Raw genomic sequence first — 21,156 nt, forward strand, 5'->3', positions numbered from 1 at the left:
GCCGGTCATCGCGGTGCGCCGCCCCTTGAAGCAGGCGGCGTATACGCGGCATGATATAGACAATTAGTTTCTCATTCAGCAAGGAATTGCCATGTCTCAGATTCATCTCATCGCGCCGTCGGGCTACTGCATTAACCAGGACGCGGCGCAGCGGGGCGTTCAGCGTTTGCTGGAATCGGGCCACCAGGTAGAAAATCAGACGATTATCCCCCGCCGCCAGCAGCGTTTTGCCGGTACCGAAGCGCAGCGGCTGAATGATATCAACAGCCTGGTGAACCTGAAGGGTGAAAACCGGATAGTGCTGGCGGTGCGCGGCGGATATGGCGCGAGCCGGCTGCTGGAGAGCATTGACTGGCAGGGCCTGGCGGAGCGTCAGCAGCAGGATCCGCTGCTGATATGCGGCCACAGCGATTTCACCGTCATCCAGCTTGGGCTGCTGGCGCTGCATAACGTCATCACCTTCAGCGGCCCGATGCTGGCCGGTAACTTCGGCGCGCCGGAGCTGGAAGCGTTCACCGTGGAACATTTCTGGCGCGCGCTGCGTAATCCCACCTACAGCGTGGAGTGGCAGGGGAATGGACCGCACTGGGAATGCGAAGGTCAGCTCTGGGGCGGTAACCTGGCGATGCTGGTTTCGCTCATCGGTACGCCGTGGATGCCGCAAATCAAGGACGGCATTCTGGTGCTGGAAGATATCAACGAACATCCGTTCCGCGTCGAACGGATGCTGTTGCAGCTCTATCATGCCGGTATTCTTGAGCGCCAGTCCGCGATTGTGCTGGGCAGCTTCAGCGGCGCTGCCCCGAATGACTATGACGCGGGTTACTCCCTGGAAACCATGGTTGAGTTCATTCGCTCGCGGCTGGATATTCCGGTGATCGCCGGTCTGGACTTCGGTCATGAGCAGCGCACCGTGACTCTGGCGTTGGGGGCGCACGCCTCCCTGCTCCATAATGATTCCGGCTCCCGGCTGACCATCAGCGGCCATCCTGTCATAAAGGCATAAAAAAGCCGTTATACCCCCTTAATAAAACGCCGTTGCCGTCGTTAATATGTTAGGGTTTTAGTAACAGCGTTAACATTGAGGTGGGAGTAAGAGAACATTGGATGCCGCAGCGATAATCAGCCTTTTCATTCTGGGTTCGGTCCTTGTAACCAGCAGTATTTTATTAAGTTCATTTTCATCGCGTCTCGGCATACCTATTCTTGTTATTTTCCTCGCCATCGGCATGCTGGCCGGCATTGATGGCATTGGCGGTATCCCATTCGATAACTACCCTTTCGCCTACATGGTGAGTAACCTGGCGCTGGCGGTGATCCTGCTGGACGGCGGCATGCGCACCCAGGCGAGCTCCTTCCGCGTGGCCTTAGGGCCCGCGCTGTCGCTCGCGACGGTCGGCGTGTTGATTACCTCCGGCCTCACCGGAATGATGGCCGCGTGGCTTTTCCATCTGAATATCATGGAAGGGTTGCTGATAGGCGCCATCGTGGGCTCAACCGATGCGGCAGCGGTGTTTTCCCTGCTCGGCGGTAAAGGGCTTAACGAACGCGTTGGCTCCACGCTTGAGATTGAATCCGGCAGCAACGATCCGATGGCGGTGTTTCTCACCATCACGCTGATTGAGATGATCCAGCAGCACGAGACGGGCCTCAGCTGGATGTTTGCGTGGCATATCCTGCAGCAGTTCGGGCTGGGGATTGTTATTGGCCTGGCGGGGGGATATCTCTTGCAGCAGATGATCAACCGCATCTCGCTGCCCTCGGGGCTTTACCCGCTGCTGGCCTTGAGCGGCGGCATTCTCATTTTTGCCGTTACCACGGCGCTGGACGGCAGCGGCATTCTCGCCGTCTACCTCTGCGGGTTCCTGATGGGCAACCGCCCTATTCGCAACCGCCATGCCATTTTGCAGAACTTCGACGGCCTGGCATGGCTGGCGCAGATCGGCATGTTCCTGGTGCTCGGTCTTCTGGTTACCCCATCGGACCTGCTGCCCATCGCCGTTCCGGCGCTGCTGTTGTCTGCGTGGATGATATTCTTCGCCCGTCCGCTGTCGGTATTTGCTGGCCTGCTGCCGTTTCGCGGCTTCAACCTGCGCGAGCGCGTCTTTATCAGCTGGGTGGGTCTGCGCGGCGCGGTGCCGATTATTCTTGCGGTCTTTCCGATGATGGCCGGTCTGGATAACGCCCGGCTGTTCTTTAACGTGGCCTTCTTCGTGGTGCTGATTTCGCTGCTGTTCCAGGGAACGTCCCTCGGGTGGGCGGCAAAAAAAGCCAAAGTCGTGGTCCCTCCCGTGGGCTGGCCGGTTTCCCGCGTGGGGCTCGACATTCATCCGGAAAACCCGTGGGAGCAGTTCGTCTATCAGCTGAGCGCCGACAAATGGTGCGTGGGCGCTTCGCTGCGCGATTTGCACATGCCGGCCGAAACGCGCATTGCCGCCCTGTTCCGCGACAATGTCCTGTTGCACCCTACCGGCAGCACACGCCTGCGCGAAGGGGATATTCTGTGCGTGATTGGCCGCGAGCGTGACCTGCCCGCGCTGGGCAAGTTGTTCAGCCAGTCGCCGCCGGTAGCGCTGGACCAGCGTTTCTTCGGCGATTTTATTCTGGAAGCCAGCGCCAGGTTTGCCGATGTGGCGCTGATTTACGGCCTGGATGAAGGTGCTGAAGACGGAGATAGCCAGCAAACGCTGGGCGAAATCATCCAGCAGCGGCTTGGCGCAGCCCCAGTCGTGGGCGATCAGGTAGAGTTTGCCGGGATGATCTGGACGGTAGCAGAGAAAGAAGATAACGCGGTAAGGAAAGTCGGTTTGAGGCCGATGGAAGAGGAAGCGGAGTAGCGGTTTTTTTGCCGGGTGGCGGCTTCGCCTTACCCGGCCTACAAAACCCTCGAACGTAGGCCGGGTAAGCGTTAGCGCCACCCGGCGAACATACGTTACACCGTCACAACCGGCACCCTCGGTGCCAGGGCACACATCAGTTCATACCCTACCGTGCCCGCCGCGGCCGCCACGTCATCAATTTTGATTTCGTTACCCCACAGCTCGACCGGGGAACCGATACCCGCCTGCGGGCAGGGCGTCAGGTCAACGGCCAGCATATCCATTGATACGGTGCCTACCGTTCCCGTGCGGACTCCATCTACCCACACAGGCGTACCGGTTGGCGCAATGCGCGGGTAGCCGTCGGCATAGCCGCCCGCCACGATACCAATCCGCTGCTCGCCCTTTGCCCGATAGCGGCTACCGTAGCCCACCGTGTCGCCAGCTTTCAGGGTCTGCACGCCAATGATTTCACTGCGCAGGGTCATTACCGGCTTCAGGCCGCTGTTGGCGATATCCTGCCACTGCCCCGAGGGCGACGCACCGTACAGAACGATCCCCGGACGCACCCAGTTGTAATGCGCCTCGGGATGCCACAGCGTGGCCGCCGAGTTGGACAGCGAGCGCGGGCAGTCCAGCCCTTCTGCCGCCTGCTCAATGCGGACCATGGCATCGGCGATACCGTCCGGTTTTTCCGCGTCGGCAAAGTGCGCCATCAGCGTCATTTCACCCACGTTCTTCAGGGCGCGCAGCTGCTGCCAGACCGTATGCACCCGCTCAGGCTGGAAGCCCAGGCGGTTCATGCCGCTGTTGACCTTGAGATAGATATCCAGCGGCGCGTGGAGCTTCGCATCCTGAATCGCTTTGATCTGCCAGTTGCTGTGAACGCTGGTGGTCAGCCGGTACTTATCCAGCAGCGGCAGATCGTCGGCGTGGAAGAACCCCTCCAGCAGCAGTATGGGCCCTTTCCAGCCGCGCTCGCGCAGCAGAATGGCCTCTTCCAGATTGAGTAACGCAAAGCCATCGGTGGCGCTCAGCGCGCTCCAGATACGGTCAATGCCGTGGCCGTAGGCATTCGCTTTCACCACCGACCACACGCGTGCGCCAGGTGCCGCCCGGCGAACAATCTGCAGGTTATCCTTCAGGGCCTGCAGGTTCAGCTGAGCCAGAACAGGACGGGACATGACAACTCCTTAGTTATGTGCGCCGTGCAGGTGCTGTGGACGCGACGGCGTAAACCCCGATTGATAGCGCGCGACACTGAGATCGTCAAACGGAATGGCCGGCGTGCGTCCGGAAATCAGGTCGCTCAGCAGCTGCCCGGAGCCGCAGGCCATCGTCCAGCCAAGCGTACCGTGCCCGGTATTGGTCCACAGGTTTTTGAACGGCGTGCGCCCGACAATCGGCGTGCCGTCCGGCGTCATCGGACGCAGGCCGGTCCAGAAGGTCGCCTGCTCGACAAAGCCACCGCGCGGGAAGAGGTCCCCCACCACCATCTCCAGCGTTTCACGACGCGGTTTCAGCAATTCGGTGTTGAAGCCGACGATCTCCGCCATGCCGCCTACGCGGATGCGGTTATCGAAGCGGGTAATGGCGATTTTGTAGGTTTCATCCAGAATGGTAGAAACCGGTGCGCCGCTCTCCTCTTTTACCGGAATGGTCAGCGAGTAGCCTTTTAGCGGGTAGACCGGAATATCGAGAATGCCCTTCAGCATCGCGGTGGAGTACGAACCAAACGCCATGACGTAGGCATCCGCTTTGATCACCTCTTCGCCACACTTCACGCCGTAAATTTTTTCCCCTTCCGACAGCAGCTTGTCGACAGAGGTGTTGTACCGGAATTTCACCCCTGCCTGCTCGCACATCTGCGCCAGACGCTGCGTAAAGAGCTGGCAGTCGCCGGTTTCGTCATTCGGCAGGCGCAGGCCGCCCGTCAGCTTATGCGCCACTTCCGCCAGCGCAGGTTCAACCTGACCAAGCTGGCTGGCTTCCAGCAGCTGATACGGTACGCCAGCATCTTCCAGCACGGCGATATCGCGGGTGGCGTTTTCATACTGTTGTTCGGTGCGGAACAGTTGGAGCGTTCCGCCCTGACGGCCTTCGTACTCAATCCCGGTTGAGGCGCGCAGCGCTTTCAGACAGTCGCGGCTGTATTCCGCCAGGCGCACCATGCGCCCTTTGTTCTCCATGTAGTGGCGTGTGTCGCAGTTGCGCAGCATCTGCCACATCCATTTCAGCTGGAACTGCGTGCCGTCAAGGCTGATGGCCAGCGGCGCGTGGCGCTGGAACATCCATTTAATCGCTTTCAGCGGAACGCCCGGTGCTGCCCACGGTGCCGCATAGCCCGGAGAGATTTGCCCGGCGTTCGCCGCGCTGGTTTCCAGCGCGGGGCCTGACTCACGATCGATAACGGTGACGTCATGTCCCGCCTGACTTAAATACCAGGCGCTGGTTACCCCAACGACACCACTTCCCAGTATGACAACACGCATAACCACTCCATTATGTGCAAAAGAACAATCTTCTAATTACAGATTGATAACCTAGTTGAAAATATTATTCAACATACGACTTTTTTATGGTGACTTACCTCACACATCCCCCAGCATCAGGGGATAGCTCTAATTTGGGATCTCCTGCTGCGCGTTATTTTTAACCAGCATAAAATGCTGAGGGACGCCCTTTTTTTGCCGTATCAAAAACGCGAAATCGCAAAGAAAAAATTTCTGCCTCAGCACGCTTTTTAACACGTTGATCTATGCTTGAAAGGAGGCTCTCCAGACAGAGAGAGCACCCACAACGAGGGCGCGCTAATGGCTACTATTGATTCCCTGAACAAGGACAACACACGTCTGAGCGATGGACCCGACTGGACCTTCGAACTGCTGGATGTTTACCTCGCCGAAATCGACCGGGTTGCAAAACTGTATCGCCTGGATACCTATCCCCATCAGATTGAAGTCATTACGTCCGAACAGATGATGGACGCCTACTCCAGCGTCGGGATGCCGATTAACTATCCGCACTGGTCGTTTGGTAAGAAATTTATCGAAACGGAGCGGCTGTATAAGCACGGGCAGCAGGGTCTGGCGTATGAGATCGTCATTAACTCCAATCCGTGTATCGCCTATTTAATGGAAGAGAACACCATTACCATGCAGGCGCTGGTGATGGCGCACGCCTGCTACGGGCATAACTCCTTTTTCAAGAATAACTATCTGTTCCGCAGCTGGACGGATGCCAGCTCCATCGTCGATTACCTGATCTTCGCCCGTAAATACATTACCGACTGCGAAGAGCGCTACGGCGTGGACGAAGTGGAAAAACTGCTCGACTCCTGTCACGCGCTGATGAACTACGGCGTTGACCGCTACAAACGTCCGCAGAAAATCTCCCTGCAGGAGGAGAAGGCCCGGCAGAAAAGCCGCGAAGAGTATCTGCAAAGCCAGGTGAACATGCTGTGGCGCACCCTGCCGAAGCGTGAGGAAGAAAAAACGATCGCCGAAGCGCGGCGTTATCCGTCCGAGCCACAGGAAAACCTGCTCTATTTTATGGAGAAGAACGCCCCGCTGCTGGAGCCGTGGCAGCGTGAGATCCTGCGCATCGTGCGCAAGGTGAGCCAGTATTTCTACCCGCAAAAACAGACGCAGGTGATGAACGAAGGCTGGGCGACCTTCTGGCACTACACCATTCTCAACCACCTGTACGACGAGGGGAAAGTCACCGAGCGGTTCATGATGGAGTTCCTCCACAGCCATACCAACGTGGTGTTCCAGCCGCCCTATAACAGCCCGTGGTACAGCGGGATTAACCCGTATGCCCTTGGCTTCGCCATGTTCCAGGACATTAAGCGTATCTGTCAGTCGCCGACGGAAGAAGACAAGTACTGGTTCCCGGATATCGCCGGATCTGACTGGCTGGAAACGCTGCACTTTGCGATGCGCGACTTTAAGGATGAGAGCTTCATCAGCCAGTTTATGTCGCCGAAGATCATGCGTGACTTCCGCTTCTTCACCGTGCTGGACGACGACCGCAACAACTATCTGGAGATCTCCGCAATCCACAACGAGGAGGGATACCGTGAGATCCGCTCTCGCCTCTCTTCCCAGTACAACCTGAGCAATCTTGAACCCAACATTCAGGTGTGGAACGTGGATTTGCGCGGTGACCGCTCCCTGACGCTGCGCTATATCCCGCACAATCGCGCGCCGCTGGATAAAGGGCGTAAAGAGGTGCTGAAGCATGTGCATCGCCTGTGGGGCTTTGACGTGCAACTGGAGCAGCAGAATGAAGACGGGAGCGTCGAGCTGCTTGAACGCTGCCCGGCGCGGTTGAATACGCTGTAGTTTTTTGCCGGGTGGCGGCTACGCCTTACCCGGCCTACGGGTTTTGTAGGCCCGGTAAGCGAAGCCCCACCGGGCGAAAAAAAACCTCTCACACGAGAGGTTTTTTATTTCAGCGGCTCTGAATCGCCAAATCACCCGGCAGCGTTTTCTGCATACGGTGCCAGATTTCACCGGAATCGTGACCGTAGCGGCGCACTGTCTCATACACCTGATCGTGCAGACCTTCGGAGCACAGCTTGCTCAGCTTATGGTAAAAGCCCAGCGCCAGGCTGCGGGCTTCGGGATTGGCAAAGTAGTGGCGGCCAATGCGGGTGTAGAGTCCCTTCATACCGTTGAGGATCAGACCGTACACCGGGTTGCCGGAGGCAAACGCCAGGCCACGGAAGACGTTGTAATCGAGGGTGGCAAACGCGTCGGCGTGATCTTCCACCTCGTTGGCACTGGCCAGCACCGCAAGCGCATCTTCCGGATGCTGACGGAAAGCCGTACGAATAAAGATCGTCGCGATGTTGGTGCGAACGGAGAGCAGATTATCAATGAGCTGCGGCACGCTTTCATGATCGAGACGCGCCAGCGTTTCAAGAATGTTCAGCCCGGAGGTTTCCCAGAAGTTGTTCACTTTTGTTGGCTTGCCGTGCTGGATCGTCAACCAGCCATCGCGCGCCAGTCGCTGAAGCACTTCACGCAGCGTGGTGCGAGTGACGCCAATCAGTTCAGAGAGTTCGCGTTCAGCCGGAAGAATGGACCCCGCAGGGAAACGATTATTCCAGATGCTTTCAATGATGTACTCTTCCGCGAAACCCGCCGGGCTCTGCGCCTTAATGACCATAGTGAGATTTCCATTACACAGCTTTAGCAAATTGGACTCATCATACCAGAGGCGTGCAGTGGCAGGTAGCGCGGCAAAGAGAGAAAAGAGGGATCGCCGTTTCATTTTTATGAAATTTACAATGCGGTCTTATCCGCGTCTGGACCGTAATTTTTGCGTATACTGATGTTTTGTCTTACTTGACGGGGAAGGACGTCTGTCGTGGAAATTTCTTTTGGGCGCGCGCTGCGGCGCAATTTTTTAGGCCAGTCTCCTGACTGGTACAAACTGATACTGCTGGTGTTCCTGGTCGTTAACCCTCTCCTCTTTTACGTGAACCCGTTCGTTGCCGGGTGGCTGCTGGTCGCGGAGTTTATCTTCACCCTGGCGATGGCGCTGAAATGTTATCCCCTGTTGCCGGGCGGATTGCTGGCGTTTGAAGCGGTAGTGATTGGGATGACTTCTGCCGAGCATGTCAAAGCAGAGCTGGCTTCAAATCTTGAAGTGCTTCTGCTGCTGATGTTTATGGTGGCGGGCATCTACTTTATGAAACAGCTGCTGCTGTTTATCTTTACGCGCCTGCTGCTCAGCATTCCGTCGAAAACGGTTCTCTCGCTGGCGTTTTGCCTTGCGGCGGCCTTCCTGTCAGCCTTCCTGGACGCGCTGACGGTCGTCGCGGTGGTGATAAGCGTCGCGGTGGGGTTTTACGGTATTTATCACCGCGTGGCCTCCTCTCGTCCGGGTGAGGATCTGCAGGATGACAGCCATGTCGATGCGCATAACCGCGAGGTACTGGAACAGTTTCGCGCCTTCCTGCGCAGCCTGATGATGCATGCCGGGGTGGGTACCGCCCTGGGGGGCGTGATGACGATGGTGGGCGAGCCGCAAAACCTGATCATTGCGAAAGCGGCGGGCTGGCACTTCGGTGATTTCTTCCTGAGAATGGCCCCGGTGAGCGTGCCGGTGCTGATCTGCGGTCTGGCGACCTGTTTGCTGGTGGAGAAGTTTCGCCTCTTTGGTTACGGAGCACAACTCCCGGAGCCGGTACGTCAGGAATTGCATAAATTCGATCTGCAGAGCCGACGCCAGCGGACGCGCCAGGAGACGCTGCGCCTGATTGCACAGGGGATCATCGGCGTCTGGCTTATCGCCGCGCTGGCGTTCCATCTGGCTGAAGTGGGGCTGATTGGTCTGTCCGTGATTATTCTCGCCACTACCTTTACCGGCGTGACGGATGAGCATGCTATCGGCAAAGCCTTTACCGAAGCGCTGCCGTTTACCGCCCTGCTGGCGGTGTTCTTTGCGGTCGTGGCGGTGATAATCGACCAGCACCTGTTCGCGCCGATTATTGCCTTTGTCTTACGGGCATCGCCGGATGCTCAGCTGTCGCTGTTTTACCTGTTTAACGGCCTGCTCTCGTCAATCTCAGATAACGTCTTTGTCGGGACGGTTTACATTAACGAGGCTAAGACCGCGATGGAGCAAGGCGTGATCAGCGCCGGACAGTTTGAACTGCTGGCCGTGGCGATCAACACCGGTACCAACCTGCCGTCGGTGGCGACACCCAATGGCCAGGCCGCCTTCCTGTTCCTGCTGACCTCCGCCCTTGCGCCACTCATACGTCTTTCTTATGGAAGAATGGTCTGGATGGCCCTGCCCTATACGCTGGTGCTTACGATCGTGGGATTGCTTTGCGTCAAAATTACCCTTATTCCCTGTACGCAATGGTTGATACAAGCGGGTATACTTGCGGCGCAGTAAACACTGCAACTCGGGCAGTTCGCTGCCCGTTTGCCTTTTCGCACGATAAACATCCAATTACGTTTTATTTCGCCAGGTACAGGTGGCGCGAAAAACGAATTCGTTTACACTGCGCTTTCTAAGCATGTTCCAGGGAAATGATTATGTTGAGATTTTTAAACCAGTGCTCCCGCGGTCGCGGAGCGTGGTTGTTAATGGCCCTGACCGCCTTTGCGCTGGAAATGGTCGCGCTGTGGTTCCAGCACGTAATGGGACTCAAACCTTGCGTGCTCTGTATTTACGAACGCTGCGCGCTGTTCGGCATTATGGGGGCTGGCCTGGTCGGCGCGATTGCGCCGAAGTCGCCGCTTCGCTATGCCGGGATCGCAATCTGGCTCTACAGCGCCTGGAAAGGCATTGAACTCTCTTGGCAGCACACGATGATGCAGCTGCATCCGTCACCGTTTATGACCTGCGATTTTGCCGCCCGCTTCCCGAGCTGGCTGCCGCTGGACAAATGGCTGCCGCAGGTGTTCGTTGCCTCCGGTGACTGCTCCGTTCGCCAGTGGGAATTCCTGACGCTGGAGATGCCGCAGTGGCTGGTGGGCATTTTTGCCGCCTACTTCGTCGTGGCGCTGCTGGTGCTGATCGCTCAGCCGTTCAAACCGAAGAAACGCGATTTGTTCGGACGCTAATTCGCCCGGCGGCGCTTCGCTTGCGCGGGCCTACGGTTTTGTAGGTCGGGTAAGCGCAGCGCCACTCGACACAACAGCGCACAATAAAAAACCCGCTTTGGCGGGTTTTTTTAATCTCAACGGGTCGGGTGGTTCATGATGTGATCTTCCCAGTCCCGCACCTCGGACTCTTTTACCGCAATGTGGCGCACGGAGATACGTTCGCCGTGCATCGCCGCTTTTGAACCGGTCAGCAGGGGGTGCCAGTCAGGCAGACCTTTCCCCTCCGCCAGCAGGCGATACGCGCAGGTATGCGGCAGCCATTCAAAGGTGGGCAGATTCTCACGGGTTAATTTAATGCAGTCTGGCTCGAACTCGAAGCGGCGCTCGTAGTTGCGGCACTGGCAGGTTTTGATGTTCAGCTGCTTGCAGGCCACGTTGGTGAAGTAGATTTCGTCCGTGTCTTCATCCATCAGCTTGTGCAGGCAGCACTGACCACAGCCGTCGCATAAGGATTCCCATTCCGCGTCGGTCATGTCGTCGAGAGTTTTGCTTTGCCAGAAAGGGATGTCGTTCATCAGGATGTCCACACGTCAAAAGAAAGCGCACCTTATAACGAGTCTGGCACGTCGTTGCAAGTTTTGCCGCCCTTTTCAGGCGGCAAGAGGAGGTTACAGCACGCGGGTTTTCAGCGACAGGCCGTTAAAACCAACTTCAAGTTCATCACCGCTCGCGAGCGGACCAACGCCTTCCGGCGTGCCGGTCAGGATCACATCACCCGGCTTGAGGGTAAAGAAGCGGCTCATGTAGGCGATCAGCGGCACAATCTTATGGATCATGTCTGCCGTGGTACCCTGCTGGCGGATTTCACCGTTAACCTTCAGGCTGAGCGGCGTGTCCTGCGGATTACCGGTAAATTCGCTCACCGGCACAAACGCCGAAATTGGGCAGGAATTATCAAACCCTTTGGCTTTTTCCCACGGCTGCCCCGCTTTCTTCATTTTACCCTGCACGTCGCGTAGCGTCAGATCCAGCGCCACGCCGTATCCGGCGATCGCTTTTTGCACATGCTCTTCGGAGGCCTGACGCAGCGTTGCGCCGATCAGCACAGCGAGTTCCACTTCGTGGTGCACCGAGCCGAGCCCCTGCGGCAGGGCCAGCGGCTGGCGAATATCGCAAAGCGCCGTTTCAGGCTTAATGAACAGAACCGGCTCTTCTGGCGTCGCACTGCCCATCTCCTGAATATGTTTTGCATAGTTGCTGCCCACGCAAACCACTTTGCTAACGGGATAATCCAGTAATGCACCTTGCCAGTTATGATGTTGATACATGGTCGACCCCTAAACGGTTGATGTGTTGTGCTCAAAAACAGTTGAGACTATTTTTTACCGTTCGCCTCAAGATGCTGTTTTAATAAATTCTCGGGTGGCGGTGGAAGCTGTAAATAATAGCCCTGCTCGGCTAATGCCGTTTTCACTTTCTCCAGATCGGCATTCACCAGTTTCTTGCGACCATCAAGCGGCAGCAGCATCGCCATCTGCGGTCGGCCAAAGCTCTTCATTAATTCTTCAGGCACGCGTGAAAAATCGTCTTTCTTTTCGACATAAAGATAGGTCTGGTCACGGGTTGTACTTCTGTAGATCACACAAAACATGTTTTTACTCTGAATTAATGGGTGGTTGCTTGCCTCAATATACTCATGACTATAACATGCCTGATACTCTTCGGAATATCGCAGCGAGTGGTTGCGGTTAATAGCAAATTGAGTAAGGCCAGGATGTCAAACACGCCCATCGAGCTTAAAGGCAGTAGCTTCACCTTATCAGTGGTACATTTGCATGATGCAAAACCCGAGGTTATTCGTCAGGCGTTAGAAGACAAAATCGCCCAGGCTCCCGCCTTCCTGAAGCACGCCCCTGTTGTGATCAACGTCAGCGGTCTTGAAGCGCCGGTTAACTGGAAACGTCTCCAGCAGGCCGTCTCCTCGACCGGACTGCGTATTGTCGGCATCAGCGGCTGCAAAGATACTGAACTGAAAGCGGAAATTGACCGTGCGGGGCTGCCGCTTCTGAATGAAGGCAAAGAAAAAGCCCCGCGTGCGGCACCCGTTGCCGTCGAAACGCCCCCTCCTGCGGCGCAAAACGTTACAAACATCACAAAAACGCGAATGATTGATGTGCCGGTTCGTTCCGGTCAGCGCATTTATGCACCAAACTGTGATCTGATTGTTACAAGCCACGTCAGTGCTGGCGCTGAGCTGATTGCAGATGGCAATATTCACGTTTACGGTATGATGCGTGGACGTGCGCTCGCAGGTGCAAGTGGCGATCGGGACGCGCAAATATTTTGTACTCACCTGACGGCGGAACTGGTGTCCATCGCAGGTGAATATTGGCTGAGCGACAAGATCCCAGCCGAATTTTATGGCAAAGCGGCTCGCCTGCTTCTGGCAGACGACGCGTTGACCGTTCAACCGTTGAATTGATCCCTTTTTAACAAGGAATTTCTATGGCACGCATTATTGTTGTTACTTCGGGTAAAGGAGGCGTTGGCAAGACCACCTCCAGCGCGGCCATCGCTACTGGTTTGGCCCAGAAGGGAAAGAAAACCGTCGTTATCGACTTCGATATCGGCCTGCGTAACCTCGACCTCATCATGGGATGTGAGCGTCGCGTCGTGTATGACTTTGTGAACGTCATTCAGGGCGATGCCACGCTGAACCAGGCGCTGATTAAAGACAAGCGCACCGAGAACCTCTACATTCTCCCGGCTTCTCAGACGCGTGACAAAGACGCCCTGACCCGTGAAGGGGTAGAAAAGGTGCTCGACGAGCTGAAAAAAATGGAGTTCGACTTCATCGTCTGTGACTCACCTGCCGGTATCGAAACCGGTGCCCTGATGGCGCTCTACTTCGCTGATGAAGCGATCATCACCACCAACCCTGAAGTTTCATCCGTCCGTGACTCAGACCGCATTCTCGGGATCCTCGCCTCTAAATCCCGTCGTGCGGAAAATGGCGAAGACCCGATTAAAGAACACCTGCTGCTCACCCGCTACAACCCGGGCCGCGTGAACAAAGGTGACATGCTGAGCATGGAAGACGTGCTGGAGATCCTGCGCATTAAGCTGGTGGGCGTTATCCCGGAAGATCAGTCCGTGTTACGCGCCTCTAACCAGGGCGAGCCAGTGATCCTTGATACAATGGCAGATGCAGGTAAAGCTTACGCCGATACCGTTGACCGTCTGCTGGGAGAAGAACGTCCTTTCCGCTTCATTGAAGAAGAGAAGAAAGGTTTCCTCAAACGCCTGTTCGGAGGATAAGTTATGGCATTACTGGACTTTTTTCTCTCGCGGAAAAAGAACACCGCCAACATCGCAAAAGAACGTCTGCAAATTATCGTTGCGGAGCGTCGTCGTAGCGACGCCGAGCCTCACTACCTGCCGCAGCTGCGCAAGGACATCCTGGAAGTGATCTGTAAGTACGTGCAGATTGACCCGGAGATGGTGACGGTGCAGCTGGAACAAAAAGACGGGGATATTTCGATTCTGGAGCTGAACGTGACGCTCCCGGAAGCGGAAGAGTCGCGTCCGTAGGTTTGTGATTTCGTCGCCCCGGTAAGCGCAGCGCCACCGGGGGAATATGCCGGGTTTATCACCCGGCATATTTTTTATCGCGGATAACCTTCCAGCAGCGTATTCAGGCGATCGGCCATCAATTCCCCGCGCCATCCCGCCATCATCTCCGTCATGCCATTCTGCGGCTTCAGCTTCCAGTGCCAGTTAAGCAGCTGGTTAATCTGACGGCGTGAAGCGAGCAGCTCCGCGCTCAGCTTGCTTTCCGTAGCCACCGCCTGCACGAGCGCTTTGATGTCCTTAAACGCTTTGCGATAGCCCGGCATATCCATCAGGTTCAGCAGCGGTTCCGGCAGCGCCTCTTCCGGCAACGCCTGCGCTTTTGCGACCAGCGCCAGCAGGGTTTTGCCGTGGAAACGGATTTCGCTGCCCGAAATCCCAATGCTGTCCAGCTCGCCGAGGCTGCCCGGCATATAGCGCGCAACCGCCCAGAGATGCTCTTCGCGAACCACAAAGTTAACGGCCAGATCGCGCTCGCGCGCTTTACGCAAGCGCCAGTCTGCCAGCAGCTGCAGGCACGCCAGCTGACGCGTACGCAGCTGCCAGGCGTTGCTGATGTCGCGCCAGGCCTCTTTCGGATCCACCACTTCCTGACGACGCAGCTGGGTCATACGGCACTCGTCCAGCGCGGCGGACAGCCAGCCGGATGCCTCGGCTTCTTTCATCAGCTGTCCGGCGATCGGCAGCAGGTAAAACACGTCAGCCGCCGCATACTCCAGCTGGCGCTCGGTAAGCGGACGCGCCAGCCAGTCGGTACGGGATTCGCTTTTATCCAGCGTCAGGCCCGTATACTCCTCCACCATGGCGGCAAAGCCCCAGGAGAGCGGTCGCCCGCTGAACGCCGCAAGGATCTGCGTATCAATCAGCGGCTGAGGCATGATGCCAAAGGTGTTCAGAAAGACTTCCAGATCTTCACTGCCTGCGTGCAGGTATTTCGTGACGGCGGTATCGAGCAGCAGATCGCGCATCGGCGTCCAGTCGGTAATGCCGAGAGGGTCGATCAGCGACACGTGTTTACCGTCGTACATCTGAATCAACCCCAGCTGCGGATAGTACGTCCGGGTACGGACAAACTCGGTATCCAGGGCAATGGCAGGAAAGTCGCGCGTCACCTCGCACAGCGAAGCCAGCTCGTCGTTGGTCGTGATCATCTGGTAATTCAAATCGGATTCTCTTTTGTTTGCGCCCATAAAAAACGCCGGCTTAACCGGCGTCTGGACGATTAACGTGAAGCTCAGGCCTTATTGTCTACTTTGGCACGGGCTTCGTCACGTAATTCTCGTCGTAATATCTTCCCGACGTTGGATTTCGGCAGCTCGTCGCGGAATTCCACCAGCTTCGGCACTTTATAGCCCGTCAGCTGACGACGACAAAACGTTATCAGCGCTTCCTCGGTGAGAGAAGGATCCTTCTTGACCACAAATATCTTCACTGCTTCACCGCTGCTGCCGGAAGGCACGCCGACCGCTGCCACTTCGAGTACGCCGCTGTGCTGCATGACCACGTCTTCGATCTCATTCGGATAGACGTTGAAGCCGGAGACCAGGATCATATCTTTCTTGCGATCGACAATGCGCAGGAAGCCCTCGTCATCCATCACCGCGATATCCCCGGTATGCAGCCAGCCGTCTTTGATGATTTCGTCGGTGGCGTCGGGACGCTGCCAGTAGCCCAGCATGACCTGCGGACCTTTGACGCACAGCTCACCCGGCTCACCCGGCGCGACTTCGTTATCGTTATCATCGACCAGTTTCGCTTCAGTGGAAGGAACGGGCAGGCCAATGCTTCCGCTGTGGTAGTCGATGTCATGCGGGTTAACGCTGACCAGCGGCGCGCACTCCGTCAGGCCATAGCCCTCCAGCAGATACTGGCCGGTAAGCTTCACCCAGCGCTCGGCCACCGCCTGCTGAACCGGCATGCCGCCGCCCGCAGAGAGATGGAGCGTGGAGAAGTCCAGCTGCTGGAACTCTTTGTTATTAAGCAGCGCGTTAAACAGGGTATTTACCCCGGTCATGGCGGTGAACGGGTATTTTGCCAGCTCTTTCACCAGCCCCGGGATATCACGCGGGTTAGTAATCAGCACGTTTTGCCCGCCCAGCTCAATAAACAGCAGGCAGTTCATGGTCAGTGCGAAAATGTGGTACAGCGGCAGCGCCGTAATGACCAGCTCTTTGCCGGGATGCAGCAGCGGCCCGTAGGTTGCATTGACCTGCTCAAGGTTCGCCAGCATGTTGCGGTGGGTCAGCATTGCGCCTTTCGCCACGCCGGTGGTACCGCCGGTATACTGCAGGAACGCGAGATCTTCTGAGACCACTTCCGGCTTAACGTACTGCATACGATAGCCCGCATGCAGCGCGCGGCGGAAGGAGATAGCGTCCGGCAGATGGTATTTTGGCACCAGACGTTTGACGTATTTGACGACAAAGTTAACCAGCGTGCCTTTGGCGGTGGAGAGCTGGTCCCCCATGCGCGTCAGGATGACGTGTTTCACCTGGGTTTTGTCGACCACTTTTTCCAGCGTATGGGCAAAGTTGGACACAATGACAATCGCGACTGCGCCGCTGTCGTTAAGCTGATGCTCCAGCTCGCGCGGGGTGTACAGCGGGTTGACGTTAACGACAATCATCCCGGCACGCAGGATACCGAACAGCGCCACCGGGTATTGCAGCAGGTTCGGCATCATCAGCGCGACGCGGTCCCCTTTTTGCAGCCCCAGCCCTTCCTGAAGATATGCCGCAAACGCCCGGCTGCGCTCCTCCAGCTTACGGAACGTCATCACCTCGCCCATATTCACAAATGCGGGCTGGTCCGCGTAGCGCCTTACCGAGTGTTCAAATAATTCCACCAGGGATTGATAACGGTCAGGATTGATCTCAGCAGGAACGTCTGCGGGATAACGGTTAAGCCAAACCTTCTTCAATGCATCACCTCTGAAATGAGTGTTCGTCGTCATCACAACCCCGATAATAAACAGTTTGTTAACATTATATTAACTCAGCGTACCAGTTTATTAATTGTTCAGATTTAAGGTTGCGAAGCGCGTCACTCTTTTTTTTCGTTTTATCCGTAAAAAAACAGAGACAGCGGCTGAGCCGCTGTCTCTTTTCTAACAATAACAGTAAGTTACTCAGTAACGATCGTTTGCACCTGTGCAGGCCCCGGGTTATACCAGCCCCAGCCCGGGTAGCCGTAACGATAAGGATGTGGACCCCACATCCACGGATCGATCGGCTGAGGCGGCATGATCACCTGCTGTGCCAGCCGCCAGCGCTTGTAGCCGTTCACCTGCATGGTCATAAATTTATACGGCGTGCTGCCGATTTTGCCCTGTACGGCGCCGGTAATCGGCCCGACAACGGTCACCAGCTGTCCGCGAAAATCAACCGGGTCCAGGAACCCGCTGACGTCCGCATAGATACGTCCCCGGGAGGCCTCGCCCAGTACAGGCCGAGCGCCGCTGTCGAGCGGTACCGTGGCGATCTCCAGACGGGTTTTCCCCTGCTGGTTCTGCACGTCGATCACTTTCCCACCGAAGCGGGCTTCCTGGCCGACGTACAGCTCAGGTGCATTCATCACCCGAACCAGATCCTGCTGTGGCGTCGGGCTGCTGCCCTTAATCGCATCAGGAACGGAAACGCATCCGCTCAGTGCTATGGCAACCGCGCCTGCCATAATAAGGCGTACTACTTTAGTCTGAACCGCCATGATGCGACTCCTTTTTCTCAGTTCCTGTTACTGAGATTCACTCGCGGCCCGGAAGTTTCTTCCACGCGACGGTGTTTCGCAAATAAACCGGTTCCGCGTGTTCAACGACCACGGTTTTGCCTGCTGCGAGCAGCTGGCTGGCAATCGGAAGCATATCTTCCGCAGCCGGCAGAAGCATGTTGCCGTCCACCAGCGTCAGCCCGGTGCCGTTCGCCATCTCAGGCCACGCCTGCCAGCCCGTACCGACGGTCGCCCACTCGCCGGACAGCTGCTTCAGCCGTTCCGTCACCGCTTCCGGCTTAAGCACGGCTTCCGTCTCTTCACCGTGCCACACGCCCTGCTCGTCGCGGGTGTATTCGGCCCAGTAGACTTCGCCCATGCGGGCATCAATCGCTGCCAGGACGCGCGTTGCCCCGGTCATACGCCATGCGCCCTGTGCCATGGTGGCGAGGGTAGAGACGCCGATCATCGGCAGTTCGGCGCCCAGCGCCAGCCCTTGCGCAATGCCAATCCCGATGCGTACGCCCGTAAAGCTGCCGGGGCCGCGGCCAAAGGCCAGCGCGTCGAGGTCGGTTAAGGAGGTGTTGCCCTGGGTTAAAATGGCTTTTACCAGGGGGAGAATGCGTTGGGTGTGTTCCCGTGGGCACTCTTCGAAATGGGCAGAAACAGCACCGTCGTTCAACAGAGCAACAGAGCAAGCCTCTGTCGCGGTATCAATAGCCAGAATTCGCATCAGTCGTCGCGCTCTCGCAAGGGTCAGTCACAAAATGGCGCGCATCTTAGCACACTCCGGGGTAAATTACTCCGCCGTTGGGTTTGCCAGGAAACGCACCGCGCGTTTTATGTCCCGCGTCCGCGGTGCGGGCGGCAGGCTTGCAAGGAAGGTTGCCCCGTAAGGACGCATCACCAGCCGGTTATCGCAGATGACCAGCACGCCGCGATCGGTGACGTCACGGATTAAGCGCCCTACCCCTTGCTTAAGCGTAATGACCGCATCCGGCAGCTGAACCTCGTCAAACGGATCGCCGCCGCGCAGGCGGCAGTCTTCCATCCGCGCCTTCAGCAGCGGATCGTCCGGGGAGGTAAACGGCAGCTTATCAATGATCACCAGTGAAAGCGTGTCGCCGCGCACGTCCACCCCTTCCCAGAAGCTGCTGGTTGCGACCAGCAGGGCGTTACCGGCGCTAACGAACTGCTGCAGCAGCTGGCCTTTGCTGGTTTCGCCCTGCAGCAGCACCGGTAGCGTCATGGTGGCGCGGAACTGCTCGGCGAGGTCGCGCATCATGGCGTGGGAGGTGCAGAGCATAAAGCAGCGGCCGTTATTGGCCTCGATCATCGGCTTCAGCATCGCCGCCAGCAGCCGGGCCGCACCCGGCTGGTTGGGAAGCGGCAGATTGCGCGGCACGCAGAGCAGCGCCTGCTTTTCGTAATCGAACGGGCTGGGCAGAAGCAGCGATTCCGCCTGCTCGATGCCGAGGCGCTCGGTGAAGTGGTGCAGGTCGTCATTCACCGACAGGGTTGCCGACGTGAAGATCCAGCTGCCCGGCTTTTGCGCCATCACCTCTTTAAATTTATCCGCCACCGTCAGCGGCGTAAGCGCAAGGGTAAAGTGGCGCGAGGTGCATTCATACCAGTAGCTGTAACCCGGCTGGTTAATCTCTTTCAGCCGTTTCAGCCGCCCGCGATAGAGCGTGGCGCGTTCGAAGGCCGCATCCAGCAGCGCGGAACGGCCGAGCGACAGTTTCGCTACGTCGTAGCAGAGCTCAAGCGCATCATCAAGCAGCAGCAGCGCGCGCTGGATGTTTTTGTCCGCCAGCAGCTCGCGCAGGTTTCCGCGATAGCCCGGCTCGCCAAGCTGTAAACGAAAATCCTGCGCGCTCTGCGCCAGACGGTCGGCGCACTTCTGCAGCTGCTGGGTATCTTTGAGTTCGGTCCGGTAAGCAATGGTGAAATCTTTCGCCAGATCCTGCAGCTGGCGGCTGGAGAGCGACTGCCCAAAATACTGGCTGGCGATGTCCGGCAGCTGGTGGGCTTCGTCGAAGATCATCACGTCCGCTTCCGGGATCAGCTCACCAAAGCCGCTGTCCTTGACGACCATATCCGCGAGAAACAGATGGTGGTTCACCACAACCACATCCGCATCCATCGCCGTTTTGCGCGCTTTCACCACGAAGCAGTCTTTATACAGCGGGCAGTCGCTGCCGAGGCAGTTGTCGTTGGTGCTGGTCACCAGCGGCCAGGCGGGAGAGTCTTCCGGCACGCTCGCGCAGGTGCTGATGTCGCCCTCTTCCGTCTGGTTCGCCCAGGCGCGAAGGATAATGACGTCGCTCAGGGTTTGCACCGGCAGGTCACCGCCCGCCAGCGCCTGCTGCTCAAGGCGTTCCAGGCAGAGATAGTTGGAGCGCCCCTTCAGCAGGGCCAGACGGCCTTTGTATTTCAGCGCCTTTGCCACCGTGGGCAAATCGCGGCTGTAGAGCTGGTCCTGCAGCGCTTTCGAACCGGTGGAGATAATCACCTTTTTTTTCGCCCGCAGCGCTGGCGCAAGGTAAGCATAGGTTTTACCCGTGCCGGTACCCGCTTCGACCACCAGCGGCTGAGCCTTATCGATGGCGCGTGCAACGGCGTGCGCCATCTGTCGCTGAGGCTCACGGGGTTTGAAGCCGGGGATAGCCTGCGCTAATTGACCTTCTGGGGAAAAATCGTCTGCCACGGTGTTCTCTCACTGTATTTTTGCACAGGGATTATGTCAGCCCATCCTCTCCTGTGCCACCCCAAATAGTGACGACACGAGAACAATATGGCAGTCTTGCCGCCTGACGACGAAAAATAACGAGGAAACGTTTATGACAATTGTGCGCATTGATGCCGAAGCCCGCTGGTCTGATGTGGTGATCCACAACCAGACGCTCTACTACACCGGCGTCCCGGCGAACCTTGACGCGGATGCGTTCGAGCAGACGGCCAATACCCTGGCGCAGATTGACGCGGTGCTGGAAAAACAGGGCAGCGACAAATCCCGCATTCTGGATGCGACGATTTTCCTGGCGAACAAAGATGACTTCGCGGCAATGAACAAAGCCTGGGATGCGTGGGTGGTGGCGGGTCACGCGCCTGTACGCTGCACCGTACAGGCCACGCTGATGAAGCCGGAATACAAGGTTGAGATTAAGATTATCGCGGCGGTTTAAGCCCGATTACTCTTCATCTTCATCCTCGAAACGCGCCACGATCCGCTCGCCGGTATGCGTGGCGCGCAGTTCTTCCGCCACCTGGGAAATCGCCTGTCCGCTGCTCATCCCCTGGGACATCAGTTCCTGAATTCGCTCAACCGCTTTCTGCTGCTGTTCATGGCTCAGAGAAGGTAAACCTGCAAACATCGTCAACTCCTGCTAAATTATTCGCGCTAATTATTTCACGCTGCCCGGTAGTAT

General features: G+C 57.2%; 21 protein-coding genes and 1 pseudogene. 9 read left to right on the forward strand and 13 right to left on the reverse strand.

Going from position 1 to position 21,156, the window contains the following annotated elements:
• The first annotated feature begins 91 nt into the window (after positions 1–91).
• A complete protein-coding gene (gene ldcA / locus ACOTXF_RS01025; protein WP_047747404.1) occupies positions 92–1,006 on the forward strand; it encodes a muramoyltetrapeptide carboxypeptidase in 915 nt (304 codons plus the stop codon).
• A 97-nt stretch (positions 1,007–1,103) separates the two neighbouring features.
• Positions 1,104–2,837 carry a potassium/proton antiporter gene (locus ACOTXF_RS01030; RefSeq protein ID WP_032675016.1) on the forward strand — a complete coding sequence of 578 codons (1,734 nt, stop codon included), beginning with the start codon at positions 1,104–1,106 and terminating at the stop codon, positions 2,835–2,837.
• Here the strand turns inward: ACOTXF_RS01030 and ACOTXF_RS01035 are convergent.
• The 3 genes and pseudogenes from ACOTXF_RS01035 to ACOTXF_RS01045 form a co-directional block, all read right to left on the reverse strand.
• Positions 2,778–2,972 (reverse strand): annotated as a pseudogene (locus ACOTXF_RS01035) (hypothetical protein); the annotation flags it as partial. The gene ACOTXF_RS01030 and the pseudogene ACOTXF_RS01035 overlap by 60 nt on opposite strands.
• On the reverse strand, positions 2,933–4,003 hold the full coding sequence (gene dadX, locus ACOTXF_RS01040; RefSeq protein ID WP_008500515.1) for a catabolic alanine racemase DadX: 1,071 nt from the start codon (positions 4,001–4,003) through the stop codon (positions 2,933–2,935). The pseudogene ACOTXF_RS01035 and the gene dadX, both read right to left, overlap by 40 nt.
• A gap of 9 nt (positions 4,004–4,012) precedes the next feature.
• Positions 4,013–5,311 (reverse strand): D-amino acid dehydrogenase, encoded by a 1,299-nt coding sequence (locus tag ACOTXF_RS01045; RefSeq protein ID WP_008500514.1) that lies wholly within the window; start codon positions 5,309–5,311, stop codon positions 4,013–4,015.
• 321 nt (positions 5,312–5,632) lie between these two features.
• Here ACOTXF_RS01045 and ACOTXF_RS01050 point away from each other — a divergent pair, with 321 nt between their 5' ends.
• Positions 5,633–7,165 (forward strand): SpoVR family protein, encoded by a 1,533-nt coding sequence (locus tag ACOTXF_RS01050; protein ID WP_023293929.1) that lies wholly within the window; start codon positions 5,633–5,635, stop codon positions 7,163–7,165.
• Positions 7,166–7,274: 109 nt separating this feature from the next.
• On the opposite strand, the gene fadR is transcribed toward ACOTXF_RS01050, so the two are convergent.
• A complete protein-coding gene (fadR, locus tag ACOTXF_RS01055) occupies positions 7,275–7,994 on the reverse strand; it encodes a fatty acid metabolism transcriptional regulator FadR (protein ID WP_008500512.1) in 720 nt (239 codons plus the stop codon).
• Positions 7,995–8,195: 201 nt separating this feature from the next.
• Here fadR and nhaB point away from each other — a divergent pair, with 201 nt between their 5' ends.
• Both nhaB and dsbB read left to right on the forward strand, forming a co-directional pair.
• The gene (gene nhaB, locus ACOTXF_RS01060) at positions 8,196–9,734 is read left to right on the forward strand and encodes a Na(+)/H(+) antiporter NhaB (protein ID WP_047747401.1); all 1,539 of its coding nucleotides are present in this window, start codon (positions 8,196–8,198) and stop codon (positions 9,732–9,734) included.
• 143 nt (positions 9,735–9,877) lie between these two features.
• Positions 9,878–10,408: a disulfide bond formation protein DsbB gene (dsbB, locus tag ACOTXF_RS01065; RefSeq protein ID WP_028015880.1), complete on the forward strand. Its 531-nt coding sequence runs from the start codon at positions 9,878–9,880 to the stop codon at positions 10,406–10,408.
• Between the two features lie 116 nt (positions 10,409–10,524).
• On the opposite strand, the gene ACOTXF_RS01070 is transcribed toward dsbB, so the two are convergent.
• From ACOTXF_RS01070 to ACOTXF_RS01080, 3 genes are all read right to left on the reverse strand, one after another.
• Positions 10,525–10,965: a YcgN family cysteine cluster protein gene (locus tag ACOTXF_RS01070; RefSeq protein WP_008500509.1), complete on the reverse strand. Its 441-nt coding sequence runs from the start codon at positions 10,963–10,965 to the stop codon at positions 10,525–10,527.
• A 93-nt stretch (positions 10,966–11,058) separates the two neighbouring features.
• A complete protein-coding gene (locus tag ACOTXF_RS01075; RefSeq protein WP_008500508.1) occupies positions 11,059–11,718 on the reverse strand; it encodes a fumarylacetoacetate hydrolase family protein in 660 nt (219 codons plus the stop codon).
• Between the two features lie 47 nt (positions 11,719–11,765).
• Positions 11,766–12,041, reverse strand: coding sequence for a YcgL domain-containing protein (locus ACOTXF_RS01080; protein ID WP_008500507.1), 276 nt, complete (start codon positions 12,039–12,041; stop codon positions 11,766–11,768).
• A gap of 123 nt (positions 12,042–12,164) precedes the next feature.
• On the opposite strand from ACOTXF_RS01080, the gene minC reads away from it, so the two are divergent.
• From minC to minE, 3 genes are read left to right on the forward strand one after another with little or no spacing between them, the layout of a single operon-like run.
• On the forward strand, positions 12,165–12,872 hold the full coding sequence (gene minC, locus ACOTXF_RS01085) for a septum site-determining protein MinC (protein ID WP_008500506.1): 708 nt from the start codon (positions 12,165–12,167) through the stop codon (positions 12,870–12,872).
• A gap of 23 nt (positions 12,873–12,895) precedes the next feature.
• Positions 12,896–13,708 (forward strand): septum site-determining protein MinD, encoded by an 813-nt coding sequence (gene minD / locus ACOTXF_RS01090; RefSeq protein ID WP_008500505.1) that lies wholly within the window; start codon positions 12,896–12,898, stop codon positions 13,706–13,708.
• A gap of 3 nt (positions 13,709–13,711) precedes the next feature.
• A complete protein-coding gene (minE, locus tag ACOTXF_RS01095) occupies positions 13,712–13,981 on the forward strand; it encodes a cell division topological specificity factor MinE (RefSeq protein ID WP_008500504.1) in 270 nt (89 codons plus the stop codon).
• A gap of 74 nt (positions 13,982–14,055) precedes the next feature.
• Here the strand turns inward: minE and rnd are convergent, their stop codons facing one another.
• The 5 genes from rnd to ACOTXF_RS01120 form a co-directional block, all read right to left on the reverse strand.
• Entirely contained in the window at positions 14,056–15,171 is a 1,116-nt protein-coding gene (gene rnd, locus ACOTXF_RS01100) for a ribonuclease D (protein ID WP_232926616.1), read from the reverse strand.
• 83 nt (positions 15,172–15,254) lie between these two features.
• A complete protein-coding gene (fadD, locus tag ACOTXF_RS01105) occupies positions 15,255–16,940 on the reverse strand; it encodes a long-chain-fatty-acid--CoA ligase FadD (protein ID WP_014884268.1) in 1,686 nt (561 codons plus the stop codon).
• Between the two features lie 203 nt (positions 16,941–17,143).
• Positions 17,144–17,725 (reverse strand): Slp family lipoprotein, encoded by a 582-nt coding sequence (locus tag ACOTXF_RS01110; protein WP_023293933.1) that lies wholly within the window; start codon positions 17,723–17,725, stop codon positions 17,144–17,146.
• 37 nt (positions 17,726–17,762) lie between these two features.
• Positions 17,763–18,458, reverse strand: a complete 696-nt coding sequence (gene tsaB / locus ACOTXF_RS01115) for a tRNA (adenosine(37)-N6)-threonylcarbamoyltransferase complex dimerization subunit type 1 TsaB (RefSeq protein WP_045418951.1) — start codon at positions 18,456–18,458, stop codon at positions 17,763–17,765.
• Positions 18,459–18,524: 66 nt separating this feature from the next.
• Positions 18,525–20,435, reverse strand: a complete 1,911-nt coding sequence (locus ACOTXF_RS01120) for an ATP-dependent DNA helicase (RefSeq protein ID WP_023325496.1) — start codon at positions 20,433–20,435, stop codon at positions 18,525–18,527.
• A 133-nt stretch (positions 20,436–20,568) separates the two neighbouring features.
• Between ACOTXF_RS01120 and ACOTXF_RS01125 the strand changes: the two genes are divergently transcribed.
• Positions 20,569–20,913, forward strand: a complete 345-nt coding sequence (locus ACOTXF_RS01125; RefSeq protein ID WP_008500498.1) for a RidA family protein — start codon at positions 20,569–20,571, stop codon at positions 20,911–20,913.
• 6 nt (positions 20,914–20,919) lie between these two features.
• Here the strand turns inward: ACOTXF_RS01125 and ACOTXF_RS01130 are convergent, their stop codons facing one another.
• Positions 20,920–21,102 (reverse strand): YoaH family protein, encoded by a 183-nt coding sequence (locus ACOTXF_RS01130; protein WP_008500497.1) that lies wholly within the window; start codon positions 21,100–21,102, stop codon positions 20,920–20,922.
• Positions 21,103–21,156 lie beyond the last annotated feature (54 nt).

The sequence above is a fragment of the Enterobacter cloacae complex sp. IR53041 genome (assembly GCF_049238285.1).
Lineage (GTDB): Bacteria > Pseudomonadota > Gammaproteobacteria > Enterobacterales > Enterobacteriaceae > Enterobacter > Enterobacter roggenkampii.